Origin of the sequence: Micrococcus sp. KRD026 (assembly GCF_017168445.1) — a bacterium.
Taxonomy (GTDB): domain Bacteria; phylum Actinomycetota; class Actinomycetes; order Actinomycetales; family Micrococcaceae; genus Micrococcus; species Micrococcus luteus.
The window spans coordinates 1-12,440 of sequence record NZ_JABFBA010000023.1 but is presented as its reverse complement, the minus strand read 5'-3'; the positions used below and the strand labels follow the sequence as shown (position 1 = coordinate 12,440).

The following is a 12,440-nucleotide window of genomic DNA, read 5'->3' as shown; positions in this document are numbered from 1 at the left end:
GAGGTCACGGTCTCTCCTGGGGGATGCGGGTGGACGAGGAGGCGGGGTGCGCGGCGGTCGACGGCGGCCCGTCGGGCGGCGCGTCCGGCGGCACGCCCGCCTCCGGAGGCGTCGGCGACGCCGCCGCGGCCCGCGGCTCGACCACCTCCAGGGGAGGACGCCGCCGCCCGGGGAACAGGGGCGCGGTGACGGGATCGCGGTGGATGATCCATCCGATCCCCGCGAGCATCAGGACCAGGGTGAACACGCGGACGGCCAGGACCGGCAGCCACTGCGCCACGGAGAGCTGGTCCACCACGCCGACGCCGGTGAGCAACAGGACCGCGAGCGCGGTGACCCACCCGAGCCAGCGGGGATGGTCGGCGCCCCACGGCAGCGGGCGGAGGGCGCACGCCAGCAGCGGCAGGACCCAGAGCAGGTACCACGGCTGGACGATCGGGGCGGTGGCGACGGCCACCACGAGCACGGCCGCCGCGCTGAACACCGGGTCCAGGGGCCGGCGGCGCAGGGCCAGCCAGGCCGTGAAGCCGAGGGCCGACACCGTCATCGCGGTGTAGAAGGCCGCGGCCACGTCGCGCGCCCCCAGGGGCGTCACGGCTTCGACGACCGCGCCGAGCAGCAGGCCGAGCAGGCCCACGGGGGCATACGGGAACGCCGCGTCCCCGCTCGTGAGCATGGCCGGGACCCAGCCGAACCAGAGGCCGGAGCCGGCGCCGAGGATCGTGAGGACGGCCAGGGAGATCACCGCCGTCGTGAACCACGGGCCGAGCCGGTCCCGCCGGCGCAGGCGCGGATCGGCCGCGCGGAACCGGGCCCAGCCGGTGGGCAGGAGCAGGGCCACGAAGGGCAGCACCAAAGCTGTCAGGGGCTTGATCGCAACGGACAGGGCGATCAGCACGATCCCCCACAGCGCATGCACGCGGCGGCGGGGCGGGCGGACCATGAGCAGGATGCCCGCGAGCATCAGCCCCGACATCAGCGCGTCGTTGTGGGCGCCGGCGATCATGTAGAGCAGGAACAGTGGGTTCGCCACGGCCACCCACGTGGCCCACACCCCGCATCGGCCCGCGACGGCGGCCAGCCGCGGCACCGCCCACAGGCACAGCGCCAGGCCCGCGAGCGCCAGGAGCCGGAACGCCGTGACGGAGAGCTCGATGTTGCCGCCCGTGGCCCGCCACGTCGTCTCGGCGAACAGCAGGAACAGCGGCCCGTAGGGGGACGGGGACTCGGCCCAGATGGAGTCCGCTCCCTGCATGAACCAGCCGGGCAGGGCGGACACGCCCTGGGAATACGGGTCGAGACCCGACGCGAGGAGCCGGCCCTGCTGGAGGTAGGAGAACACATCGCGGGAGAAGATCGGCAGCGCGAGCATCAGCGGGGCGGACCACCACCAGGCGGCCCGGGCCACCAGGCGGCCGTGCTCCTCCCAGCGGCCCCGCAGCGCGCGCCCCAGCTCGAGCCAGGATCGGACGAGGAGCAGCGAGCCGGCGGCCAGCAGCACGGTGCTGAGCAGCACGCCGGGAAGGTAGACCCGCAGCGGGTTGAGCAGGGTGGTGCCGGAGAACACCGAGTCGGGCGTCATCGGCAGCCACCCCACGCCCCAGGAGCCCACCGTGATGAGCACGGACGCCCACGTGCCCCGGCGGACGGCCGCCTCCGGCTCGGGCTGCGCCGTCACGCGGCTCGGACGGGGCCCTCGGGCGCCGGTCGTCGCGGAGGCGGCGGGCCTCACTCCGCCGGCTCCGCGGGTCGAGGGGCGCCACGGAGCCGGGCCAGGCCGGCGCGTACGGCGGGGCGCACGTGCCAGTGGTCCTTCACGAACCGGCTGGTGCGGCGGTCCACGACGAGGATCCACAGCAGACACACGGCGGAGACGATCAGGGACACGGCCTTGACCTGGTCCGCGATGTCCAGGAACTGCCAGGTGAAGAGCTGGTCCGCGGCGCCGAACGCCAGGAAGTAGCCGACCGTGAACACGACCCACTTGATCTGCCAGTTGTCCCGGATGCCGAGCACGGCGAAGAACGGCAGCAGCCACAGCAGGTACCAGGGCTGGATGATGGGCGAGAGGATCACCAGCGCGGTGAACGCCCAGGTCATGCGCGTCATCACGCGGTCCTGGCGGCCGAGGAACATCAGGGCCAGCACGATGAGCACCGAGAGCGCGCGTCCGGCGGTCTTGTACACGCCCTCGACGGCCTGCACGTCCGCCCCCTGTCCGAAGAGCTCGCTCGCCCCCACCGTGATGAGGGACAGCATGCCGATCGGCCCCCACGGCACGGTGCCCGTGCCCGTGCCGACCATGACGGCCACCCAGCCGAAGCCGAAGCCGTTGAGCACCCCCACCAGGGCCATGAGGCCGAAGGAGATCCCGGCGGTGAGGGCCCAGAAGGCGAACCGGCGCGGCCATCGGGCCGTCGGGCCGGCCCACAGCAGGCCGATGAACGGGAGCAGCACGAGCGTGATGGGCTTGATGCCCAGGGACAGGGTGACCAGCACGACGCCGGCCACCCCCCACGCGACGGACTGCCCGGGCCGCTGGGGGCGGAGCGGATGCCCGGCGCGCAGCGCGCACCACGTGCCGGCCAGGGCGAGGCCGACCATGAGGGCGTCGTTGTGCCCGGACGCGACGAAGCTGATGGTGAAGAGCGGGTTGGCGACGCTGATCCACTGCGCCCACGCACCGTTGACGCCCAGCCGGCGGGCCAGCAACGGCACGAAGACCATGATCAGCGCGACGCCGGCCACCGCCACCAGGCGGAACAGGAAGATCGCCAGGTCCGGGTTCATGTCCCCCGAGATCGCGACGACGGCCTGCTCGATCCAGAGGAAGATCGGACCGTACGGGGTCTCGGAGTCCGCCCAGGTGGCGTCCGCTCCGAGCTGGAACCAGTTGGACAGCGAGGAGATCGTGTCCACGTAGGGGTCCTGCCCCGCCTCCATGAGACGGCCCTGTCCCACGTAGGCGAAGATGTCCCGGCTGAAGATCGGCAGGGCCACGACCTGGGGCAGGCACCACAGGACGGTGGCGAGGTTGACCGTGCGCAGGGCGCCGCGACCGAAGGGGCGGATCGTCTGGCCCAGGCGCAGCCAGGCCCAGAACATCACCCAGCAGCCGAGGGTGAGGAGCGCTGTGCCGGCGAGCACGCCGGTCTCCTGGGTGCGCCACGGGATCAGCCACTGCCAGCGGTTGATCGGGGAGGCCGAGGCCAGCCAGCCGACGGAGTACGAGCCCACCACCAGGAGGAGGGAGCCGAGGGTCCCCACCAGGATGGGCCACCAGTCCGCGCCGGCGACCTGGGGGTCCGCGCGGAGGCCGCCGACGCCGACGTACTCCGGCCGGTGGGCCGTGGACCCGGACGGACGCGGGGTCGACACGCTCATGCGACGGGTCCTTCCGTGCGGTCCTGCGAGGGCGCGCGAGGGCGCGGCTCGCTCGAATCTACCATCGTGACACGCGAGTAGCCTGGGGGCATGAGCGAGACGAGCACCCCCGCGCCGGAGAGCGCCCCCCTGGTCTGGATCGACTGCGAGATGACCGGCCTGCACCCCCAGGTCGACGAGCTCGTCGAGGTGGCGGTGCTCATCACGGACGCCGAGCTGAACATCCTGGACGAGGGCATCGACCTGGTGATCCGTCCCTCCGCGGCGGCCCTCGAGCAGATGGACCCGTTCGTCCGGGACATGCACACCACCTCCGGCCTGCTGCCGGAGCTGGCGGAGGGCCTCGAGCTCGACGACGCCGCAGCGCGCGTCCTCGAGTACATCGCGGCCCGCGTGCCGGCCGGCAAGGGCCTGCTGGCCGGCAACACGGTGGGCCAGGACAAGCTGTTCCTCGCCCGCTACATGCCCGCCGTCGTCGACCATCTGCACTACCGGATCGTGGACGTGTCCACCGTGAAGGAGCTGGCCCGGCGCTGGTACCCGCGCGCCTACTACCAGGCCCCCGCCAAGACCGGGGGCCACCGCGCTCTCGGGGACATCAAGGACTCCATCACCGAGCTGCGCTACTACCGGGCCGCCGTCATGGCCCCCGCCCCCGGCCCCACCACGGAGGAGGCCCGCGCCATTGCGGAGGTGGTGTCCGGGGCGCAGGCCTGAGCCGGCACCCCGGCCTCGCCGCCCCGATTCGGCGCTGCGCGGGATCTCGTGTACTGTGGACCCCGCTGCGCCGCGCGGATCCGTCCGTGTGGAGCAGGCATGGTGGGCGTAGCTCAGTCGGCAGAGCGTCTGGTTGTGGTCCAGAAGGTCGCGGGTTCAATCCCCGTCGCTCACCCCACCGTAAGGCCCGGAATCATGCGGATGATTCCGGGCCTTATCTCGTCTTGGTAGTGCTGTTGGGTAGTGCTCGGTCCCCACGGGGTACGCACATCATCGGAGAGCACCAGGAGAGATGCGTTGGCTACCATCCAGACGCGCACGAACAAGGCCGGCCGGACCACGTACCGGGTCGGCTTCTACGAGGCCGGCCGGTTCCAGTGGCTGCCGGCCCTCGCCCGCGAGGCCGGCGCCCAGCGCGTCAAGGCGATCGTGGAGGACCCGCGGCAGGGGCCCACGGTGGCCCGCCGGATCCTCGAGGCCCAGGTGGACAGTGCCCCGGGCATGCCCACGCTCGCCGAGTTCTTCCCGCGGTACATCGAGCACCGCGGGCTCCGCTGCACCCCGGGCACCCTGGCCGGGTACGAGGCAGAGGCCGCGCGCACGTTCCTGCCCCGCCTCGGCGAGCTGCCCGTGGACATGATCGACCGCCGCACGGTGGCCGAGTGGATCCGGTGGCAGCTGCAGCAGCCCACGGCCCGCTGGCGCGCGGCCGCCGCCCGCGCCGCGGCCGCCACTCCCCCGCGGCCCGAGCCGCCGCTGGCCACGGTGTCTCCGAAGACGGTCCGCAACGCGCACGCCCTGCTCTCCGCGGTCCTCGGCCTCGCCGTCCAGGAGGGCATCCTGCCAGCCAACCCCGCGCGCGGCGCCGACCTGCCCGACGACGACGTCGAGGAGGAGCGCGGCATCTTCAGCCGAGCCGAGTGGGCGCGCTTCTACGCAGCCATATCCGAGTCGTACCAGCCGCTGCTGATCGTCCTGCTCGTCACCGGCGCCCGCTGGGGCGAGGCCACCGCCCTGCAGGTCCGCGACCTCGACGTCGCAGCCAGCGTCATCCACGTGCGCCGCGCCTGGAAGAAGGGCAAGGAGGGCGCCGTCCTCGGCGTCCCCAAGACCGCCCGCGGCCGCCGCACGATCATGCTCCCCGACTGGGCCGTCGAAACACTCGAGCCATTGGCCGCCGGCCGTGCCGCCGACGAGTTCCTCCTGACCGCCCCCGGCGGCGGCGTCATCCACCGCACGAACTTCGTCGAGCGCCACTGGAAGCCGGCGCTCGCGGCCGCCGGGATCGCCAAGCACCTGACCCCGCACAGCCTGCGGCACACGTTCGCCTCGTGGGCCCTCATGGATGGGGTCCCCGCACAGGTCGTCCAGCACCGCCTCGGTCACGAGTCGCTGCAGACCACCTCCCGCGTGTACGCGCACCTGCTGCTGGACGCCCAGCGTGCCGCGGTCGACGCGATCGGCTGGGAGCCTCCCCCCGGCGCCTGACCCCTGGCGCAGCGAGAGGCCCCGTCCAGCTGGCTGCTGGACGGGGCCTCTCTTGCGCTTCCCTTCGCGGCCTCCACGCTCCCCGAGGGGGCGGACACGTTAAGCAGCTGGCACCCGTACCGCGCGCTCGCGGGTCTGCCGAGCCTCCCGGGCCCGCCGCGTGATCACCGGGTAGGCGGCGATCGCCACCGGGTCCTCGGCGAGCGTGGCCACGCGCATCGCCAGCGCCGTGCCCTGCAACCCGACCAGATGCTCAGCGGCCCGGTCACGCGCGGCCCCGTGCCGCCACCGCCGCCCCCACAGCTGCAGCGCCATGTGGTCACGAACGGACAGGTGGCCGGCGCACGCGGGCGCCTGGGTGGTGGTGGTCATGTCGGGACGGTACGCCCGGGGGTGGACGTAGTACGTGGGATCAGCGGTCCGTGATGGTGGCCGTTCCGCGGTACTCGTCGTCGCCGGTAAAGGTCACCGAGCAGGAGTACCGGTGCCCAACCGTGCCGCCCAACGCGTTCTCCGCTTCGACCGCTCCGGTCACTGTCCATGCCTTCGGCCCCCCGGATGCCGTCTCGCGGGAGAACTTGGCGGTGCTGGGGGCGCGCAGCTTCTCCTTGACGAGGGTCTGGCAGGCAATCTTCGCGTCCCACTCCTCCGGCTCGTCAGGGCTGGCGTTGCTGAAGGCAGAGAAGATTGCCCACGCGAGCAGTGCCATCACGGCCACGAGGGGCCAGAGGCAGCCCGCGACGAGCGGGTTGCGCCCACGCTCCAGGGTGGCGGGCGTAGTGCCGCCGGCCCAGTCCTTGAGGGTGTAGCCCGCGGCGCGCAGCTTCGCGCGCACGTCCTCGTCGTTGTCCGCGGCCTTGAGCTCCCGTACGGTCTCGCCGCGCTGGTTCTTCACTGCGATGGTGCGTAGGCGTGCGATCGTCTTGCCGTCGAGCAGCTCGTCTCGCCCCTCTGACACTTCCGCCGTGTACTTGGTCGTCTTCGCCATGTCGCCCTCCTTGGTGGTGCGCCCTGCGCGGCGCGTTGCCTTGATTCTGACCTAGCCGATGGCCCCCGCCTAGCAGGCGCTCAGGCAGAGTGCTCGGTGGCCAACGCGGCGAGATGCTCCCGCTCGGTCCGGGTGAGGCCGGCCAGTCGGTCGGTAAGCACGAGCGGGGTCACCCACAGTTCGTCGGCGAGCTCGTCCAGGCTCATGGACCAAGGCAGGGCGTCGGCGAGCTGCTCGAGCGTAATCAGCTGCCGGGCCGCGGCCGCGCGTACGGCGTGCTCGACGGCCGGCGGCTGGCAGCCGCGGTGGCCGTGCTCGAGGTGCACGAGCTCGTGGGTGAGCGCGCACCGCCGCTCGGCCTGCGTCATGCGGGGGTCGAGCCAGATCACCGTCGCGCCATCGGTCGCGGCTGGCGCCGTCGGGTGTGGGCGGGCCCAGACCACGACGACGTACGTCAGCGTGCGCAGCGCCCGCCAGGGGTGGAACATGCGACCATCGTCGTTGTGGGGACGGACACGGTATGGGTGAGCACGAGCTGGACTGTGGTGGACTGAGCGCGCCTGCGTGACAAAGGGTCGAACATCTGTTCGACTGGAGCAGGTCTTCCAGGGAAGGAGCGATCGCGATGGCGAACACCTCAGCGATTGAGTGGACCGAGGTGACGTGGAACCCCGTGACCGGTTGCGACCGCGTGGCGGCCGGCTGCGACAACTGCTACGCGCTGACCTTAGCCAAGCGGCTCAAGGCGATGGGTGCTGAGAAGTACCAGAACGATGGGAACCCGGTGACGTCCGGCCCCGGGTTTGGCGTCACCCTCCATCCGAAGGCCCTGGGCCAGCCCCGCTCGTGGAAGGCCCCGCGCGTGGTGTTCGTGAACTCCATGAGCGATCTCTTCCACGCCAAAGTTCCGTTGGGGTTCATCCGGGACATCTTCGACGTCATGCGCGAGACGCCGCAGCACACATATCAGGCGCTGACGAAGCGCTCACTGCGGATGGCCCGTCTAGCCGATCGCCTCGACTGGCCGGCCAACTTGTGGATGGGCGTCTCCGTGGAGGACGAGACTGTGACGGGCCGCATCGACCATCTCCGCGAGGTGCCGGCAGCGGTCCGGTTCCTCTCCTGCGAGCCCCTCATCGGACCCCTGCGGGATCTGGATTTGGCCGGCATCGACTGGGTCATCGCGGGCGGCGAGTCTGGTGCGAACCATCGCCCCATGGACCAGGCCTGGGTGGAGGACATCCGCGACCAATGCGTGTCTGCCGACGTGGCGTTCTTCTTCAAGCAGTGGGGTGGGCGGACGCCTAAGGCCAACGGGCGGCTCTTGGAGGGGCGCACCTGGGACGAGATGCCTACCTCCCGCGCCGCGCTGGCAGGATGACCGCGCGCCCATCCACCATGTCTTTGGTGTAGCCCTGGGTGATCCCGGCCTTCTGGAGATTCTTGATGGCCTGCCGTACCTCTGAGGCGCCTGCCGTGCCGAGGTGTTCGCCTAGCCAGTGGGGCACGTCGTCGCAGATCCGCACCGCCTGGCCTTGACCGAGGTGAGACGAGAGCCTCGTCTGGATAGCGGCGATGGCCCGGTTTCTGACGTCGGTCTGCTCTGCGACCACCTGCTGGTCGAACGTCTCCTGCAGGTCGAAGAGCGACCCCTGGGTGTCGTCGAGCAGTCCCTGGTAGTAGTTCTCGGAGTTGACCTGCCGCCACTTCCTGTGAGCCCGAGCCGCGGCGTCAGCGAAGAGCATGGGCGCAGCGAAGTGCTGGTAGAAGAGCATCAGCGTGAAGATCGGCCCCTCAGACGGGGTCCGGCGGATTGGGACGGAGATGACGTTGTGGGCGGTCTCTCCGGTCATGCGCTGCATGTACTCGCGCGCCACGTAGGAGGCGGCTGTAGCGGCGGAGGAGCTGTCGCCACTCACGTCAGCCTGCCGCCGAGCCTCAGCGAAGACCTCCCGCCACCACGGCCCACCAAGAAAACGGTCACCGCGGAGGAGGGTGACGGTCTCGCCACTTGAGGCGGAGGCTCCCTTCCGGACGATCCCTCCGATGCGCCACACGGTGGAGAGACTGAAGTTCAAGAGGACCTCGGTCGACCGCGCTGGCCGCAGGAGCAGCTTCGAGGCGACGACGTCGTACGGCAGGGCCGTGCCGAACGGGTCGAGAAAGAACAGAGCTGGGCGGGTGCCGATGTCGTTGAGGATCGCGTCGATCTGCTCCTCCACGGCGCCGTGGTGCAGATAGACGGGACCGGCCCCCTGCCCCTGCGCGGCGACCGCGTGCCGGAGGGTCTCCGCATGAGCCCTATCTCGCTCCACGAGGTGGATGTGCATGATGCGGTTCTGCGCTGCAAGCTTGCGTGCGATGTCCACCGCGTAGAGCGGCGACCCCTTGTGCGCGTCGTCGTACTGCCCCGCGCCGGCGTAGCCATCGACATAGGCCACCTCCCGAGGGGCCTTGCTAGCAACCTTCATGGCCCACGGTGTGAGGTAGTCCTCCAGCACCTTGAGCTTGAAGACCGCGGCGGGCTGCTGCGACGTGAAGAAGTTCGTGTTGGCGCTCATGCGCCGGCCTCGTCGCCGGGGTCCTGGTTCTCCTCGCCGACGTCGCCCCACTCCCGGGCCTGCCGGTCGCGGGTCAGCTCGAAGTCGGGGTGTGCTGCCAGATCGAAGTCGGCCGGCGCGTCGGCCGCCGCGGTCTTTTGTTCAGCGCCAGCGTCACCGCCGCGCGCTCCCCCGCGCTCGGCCGTGCCGCGCTCGCGGTCCTGATCCTGGTCTGCGTGGTCGCGCTCGTCATGGTGGTCCGTCCTACGTCGGTCGAGCATGACCCGCAGGACTGCAGCGAGCAGCTCCTGGTCATACGTCGATAGGTCAGGGGATTCCTGAACGACGTCGAGGACCGACGGGTGAAGAGCCGAGTCGAGCTCCACTCCTATGGACTCCAGCGCTGCGGTGACCACGTGGGCCACGGGCACCCTCAGCACGAGCGCGAGCATCGTGATGTTCTCGCCCTTGATCGAGGTGACCGGGGTGGACTTGAGCCGCGCGAAGCTGGCGTGGCTCATGTCGTACCCCGCGCGGTCGGCGCGGGCGGCGAGGTCGCTGAGGGACCAGCCGTTCCGCTCCTGGGCTGGGGCGATCAGTCGGCCCAGCGAGTGCATGTCGTTCATGGCGACCAATCTGCGGTGCGATGCCAAGGGGAGCAACCGACCTCGGACACCCGCTGTTGCGTGGAAGTGGACACCGAAACGGTAGCAACAAAGGGGGTGTTGTGCCGCAGGGCGGCGCGGATACGGGGCGATCAGCGCGGACCCGGTGAGGAAGAGCCGCTTGCGACCCCATCGGTCCGCGAGGTTGCCGGTGGAGAGCAACAGGGCGGCCAGCAGCACGGCATAGAGGCTGTTCACCCACTGCGCGTCAGTGAGGTCCAAGTGCAGGTCGCCGATGATGGCGAGCGGGACAGCCCGAGGTCCCACGGCGGCCGGTCCCACGGCTCCAACTTCGCAGGGACGACGCCGCCGGGCCTCAACCGATCGACGGACTCCCGGTCCGCAGCCGGGCGTAGAGTCGGCCGGTGAGGGCGTCGACCCGACGCCGCACCCCCGCCGACGAGGAGGCCTCCCCGTGTCCGTCGTGAAGATCAACGCCATCAGCGTCCCCGAGGGCGCCGGCCCGGAGCTCGAGAAGCGGTTCGCCGCCCGCAAGCACGCGGTGGACCAGGAGCCGGGCTTCGAGGGCTTCCAGCTGCTCCGGCCCACCGCGGGCGAGGACCGCTACTTCGTGGTCACGACGTGGGCGTCGGAGGAGGACTTCCAGCGCTGGCGGGACGGGCGCATGCCCGCCGCTCACGCCGCCGAGCAGGGCGGCCGCCCGGCGCCGGTCGCCACGGGCGCCGACCTGCTCGAGTTCGAGGTCGTGGACCTGGGCTGACCCGGGCGCCGCAGCAGGCGCATCGCGTTCACGATGACCAGCAGCACGGACGCCTCGTGCACGAGCATGCCGACGGCCATCGTGACGCCGCCGGCGAAGACGCCGGCCAGCAGGGCCACGACGGTCACGAGGGAGATCGCGATGTTCTGCCGCATCACCCGCACCGTGCGCCGGGCCAGATCGAGCGCCTGCGGCAGCCGCTCGAGCCGGTCGCCCATCAGGGCGATGTCCGCGGTCTCGATGGCCACACCGGAGCCGGCCGCGCCCATGGCCACGCCGATGTCCGCCGTCGCCAGGGCCGGGGCGTCGTTGACGCCGTCACCGACCATCGCGACGACGCGGCCCTCGGCCTGCAGGGCCTCGATCGCCTCGAGCTTGTCCTGAGGCAGCAGGCCCGCCCGTACGTCGTCGACGCCCACCTGCCGGGCCACGGCCTGCGCGACGCCGGGCTGGTCGCCGGTCAGCATCACGACCTCGCGGACGCCGATCCCGTGCAGCGCCCGGATCATGCCCGCGGCCTCGGACCGGAGGGTGTCTGCGATGGCGAGGACGCCGAGCGGGATGCCGTCGACGACGACCGCCACCGGGGTCCGGCCCGCCTCCGCGAGCTCGGCCGCGACGGTCTCGACCCGGTCGGTCGCGGCCGGATCCACGCCGCGCTCGCGCAGCAGCGCCACGTTGCCCACGGCGACGACACGGCCGTCCACCTCTCCGGTGAGCCCGCGGCCGAGGACGACGTCCACATCGGTGGCCAGCGGGCCGTCCAGCAGGCCGCGGTCCCGGCCCGCCGCGACGACCGGCGCGGCCAACGGGTGGTCCGAGGCCGCCTCGAGCCGTGCGGCCCAGCGCAGCACCTCGTCCTCGGCCCCGGGCTCGAACGCGACGACGTCTGTCAGCTCGGGGGTGCCCGAGGTGAGTGTGCCGGTCTTGTCGACGGCGACGGCGTCGACCTTCGCGGAGCGCTCGAGGAACTCCCCTCCCTTGATGAGCACGCCGTCCTTGGCGCCGCGGCCGATCCCCGCCACGATCGCGACCGGGATGGAGATCACGAGGGCGCCCGGGCAGCCGATGACCAGCAGGGTCAGGGCCAGGGGGACGTCCCGCGTGATCAGACCGGTCGCGAAGGCCAGCACCATGATCGCCGGGGTGTACCAGCGGGAGAAGCGGTCCATGAACCGCTGGGTCCGAGCGCGGGCCTCCTGCGCCGCCTCGACGCGGTGGATGATGCGCGCCAGCGTGGTGTCGGCGCCCACGCCCCGCGCCTCCACCTGCAGCAGGCCTGCCGTGGCCACGGTGCCCGCGTACACGGCGTCGCCGTCGGTCTTCTCCGCCGGGATGGACTCGCCCGTGATGGATGCCTCGTCCACGGCGCCGACCCCGGTGAGCACCACGCCGTCCACCGGCACCCGGGCGCCGGCCTTGACGAGGACGGTCGCGCCGGGGGCCACCTCGTGGGCGGGCACGGTGCGCTGCGTCCCGTCTGCGTCGACGACGACGGCGGTCTCGGGCGCCGTGGACACGAGGTCCGCGAGCGCCGAGCGAGTCTGAGACAGGGTCGCGTCCTCGAGGCCGTGGCCGAGGGCGAAGAGGAAGGTCACGGCGGCGGCCTCCCAGAAATTGCCGAGCAGGGACGCGCCGATCGCGGCGGTGGCGACGAGCAGGTCGATGCCGACGGTCTTCACCCGCAGGGCGGCGATCGCGTCGCGCGCGATCGGCAGGCCGGCCACGACGGCGGCGGCGAGCATCAGGCCCGCCGCCACGAGGTGTCCGGTCCCGTGGGCCAGCTGCTCGGGCGCCAGCACGAGTGAGACGGCGATCAGCAGGCCGGCCACCACGGGACGCCGCCAGCGGCGGGACAACGTGAACCGGGCACGGGTGCGGCCCGGACGTGTGACGGCGAGGGTGGACATGGCGGGCTCCGTTCGTCGGGGGCGGTC

At 71.7% G+C, this 12,440-nt stretch carries 11 protein-coding genes, 1 tRNA gene and 1 pseudogene; 5 read left to right on the top strand and 8 right to left on the bottom strand.

All coding sequences use genetic code 11. The features are described 5' to 3' along the window. Nucleotides 1-4: 4 nt before the first annotated feature. Both mptB (J1M40_RS07610) and mptB (J1M40_RS07605) read right to left on the bottom strand, forming a co-directional pair. Entirely contained in the window at nt 5-1,678 is a 1,674-nt protein-coding gene (gene mptB, locus J1M40_RS07610) for a polyprenol phosphomannose-dependent alpha 1,6 mannosyltransferase MptB (protein WP_230297487.1), read from the bottom strand. A gap of 50 nt (nt 1,679-1,728) precedes the next feature. Beyond that, nucleotides 1,729-3,384: a polyprenol phosphomannose-dependent alpha 1,6 mannosyltransferase MptB gene (gene mptB / locus J1M40_RS07605; protein WP_061867779.1), complete on the bottom strand. Its 1,656-nt coding sequence runs from the start codon at nt 3,382-3,384 to the stop codon at nt 1,729-1,731. 90 nt (nt 3,385-3,474) lie between these two features. On the opposite strand from mptB (J1M40_RS07605), the gene orn reads away from it, so the two are divergent. From orn to J1M40_RS07590, 3 genes are all read left to right on the top strand, one after another. After that, complete coding sequence (gene orn / locus J1M40_RS07600) at nt 3,475-4,101, top strand: oligoribonuclease (protein WP_002857127.1); 627 nt, start codon at nt 3,475-3,477, stop codon at nt 4,099-4,101. Between the two features lie 102 nt (nt 4,102-4,203). Further along, nucleotides 4,204-4,279, top strand: a tRNA-His gene (locus J1M40_RS07595). 119 nt (nt 4,280-4,398) lie between these two features. Then, a complete protein-coding gene (locus J1M40_RS07590; RefSeq protein ID WP_010078872.1) occupies nt 4,399-5,589 on the top strand; it encodes a site-specific integrase in 1,191 nt (396 codons plus the stop codon). 99 nt (nt 5,590-5,688) lie between these two features. Here J1M40_RS07590 and J1M40_RS07585 read toward each other — a convergent pair whose 3' ends face one another. The 3 genes from J1M40_RS07585 to J1M40_RS07575 all read right to left on the bottom strand — a co-directional run bounded on the left by J1M40_RS07585 (nt 5,689) and on the right by J1M40_RS07575 (nt 7,065). Continuing rightward, nucleotides 5,689-5,961: a DUF3263 domain-containing protein gene (locus tag J1M40_RS07585; RefSeq protein WP_010078873.1), complete on the bottom strand. Its 273-nt coding sequence runs from the start codon at nt 5,959-5,961 to the stop codon at nt 5,689-5,691. A gap of 40 nt (nt 5,962-6,001) precedes the next feature. Next, nucleotides 6,002-6,577, bottom strand: coding sequence for a hypothetical protein (locus tag J1M40_RS07580; protein ID WP_095346850.1), 576 nt, complete (start codon nt 6,575-6,577; stop codon nt 6,002-6,004). A gap of 80 nt (nt 6,578-6,657) precedes the next feature. Further along, nucleotides 6,658-7,065, bottom strand: coding sequence for an ImmA/IrrE family metallo-endopeptidase (locus J1M40_RS07575; protein WP_134417058.1), 408 nt, complete (start codon nt 7,063-7,065; stop codon nt 6,658-6,660). Nucleotides 7,066-7,202: 137 nt separating this feature from the next. Here J1M40_RS07575 and J1M40_RS07570 point away from each other — a divergent pair, with 137 nt between their 5' ends. Continuing rightward, nucleotides 7,203-7,958, top strand: a complete 756-nt coding sequence (locus tag J1M40_RS07570) for a DUF5131 family protein (protein WP_010078876.1) — start codon at nt 7,203-7,205, stop codon at nt 7,956-7,958. On the opposite strand, the gene tcmP is transcribed toward J1M40_RS07570, so the two are convergent. Next, nucleotides 7,930-9,138 (bottom strand): three-Cys-motif partner protein TcmP, encoded by a 1,209-nt coding sequence (gene tcmP, locus J1M40_RS07565; RefSeq protein WP_095346851.1) that lies wholly within the window; start codon nt 9,136-9,138, stop codon nt 7,930-7,932. The two genes, J1M40_RS07570 and tcmP, sit on opposite strands and share 29 nt — an antisense overlap. 746 nt (nt 9,139-9,884) lie before the next feature. Beyond that, a pseudogene (locus J1M40_RS12990) lies at nt 9,885-10,064 on the bottom strand (MFS transporter); the annotation flags it as partial. Between the two features lie 133 nt (nt 10,065-10,197). Between J1M40_RS12990 and J1M40_RS07555 the strand changes: the two are divergent. After that, the gene (locus J1M40_RS07555; protein ID WP_010078879.1) at nt 10,198-10,503 is read left to right on the top strand and encodes an antibiotic biosynthesis monooxygenase; all 306 of its coding nucleotides are present in this window, start codon (nt 10,198-10,200) and stop codon (nt 10,501-10,503) included. Here the strand turns inward: J1M40_RS07555 and J1M40_RS07550 are convergent. Further along, nucleotides 10,419-12,338 carry a cation-translocating P-type ATPase gene (locus J1M40_RS07550; RefSeq protein ID WP_036340204.1) on the bottom strand — a complete coding sequence of 640 codons (1,920 nt, stop codon included), beginning with the start codon at nt 12,336-12,338 and terminating at the stop codon, nt 10,419-10,421. The genes J1M40_RS07555 and J1M40_RS07550 overlap by 85 nt on opposite strands. Nucleotides 12,339-12,440 lie beyond the last annotated feature (102 nt).

Excerpts from the sequence above, each read along its gene's own strand:
- mptB (WP_061867779.1), bottom strand. The coding sequence starts at position 3,384 with ATGAGCGTGTCGACCCCGCGTCCGTCCGGGTCCACGGCCCACCGGCCG.
- orn (WP_002857127.1), top strand. The coding sequence starts at position 3,475 with ATGAGCGAGACGAGCACCCCCGCGCCGGAGAGCGCCCCCCTGGTCTGG.
- J1M40_RS07585 (WP_010078873.1), bottom strand. The coding sequence starts at position 5,961 with ATGACCACCACCACCCAGGCGCCCGCGTGCGCCGGCCACCTGTCCGTT.
- J1M40_RS07580 (WP_095346850.1), bottom strand. The coding sequence starts at position 6,577 with ATGGCGAAGACGACCAAGTACACGGCGGAAGTGTCAGAGGGGCGAGAC.
- J1M40_RS07575 (WP_134417058.1), bottom strand. The coding sequence starts at position 7,065 with ATGTTCCACCCCTGGCGGGCGCTGCGCACGCTGACGTACGTCGTCGTG.
- J1M40_RS07570 (WP_010078876.1), top strand. The coding sequence starts at position 7,203 with ATGGCGAACACCTCAGCGATTGAGTGGACCGAGGTGACGTGGAACCCC.
- tcmP (WP_095346851.1), bottom strand. The coding sequence starts at position 9,138 with ATGAGCGCCAACACGAACTTCTTCACGTCGCAGCAGCCCGCCGCGGTC.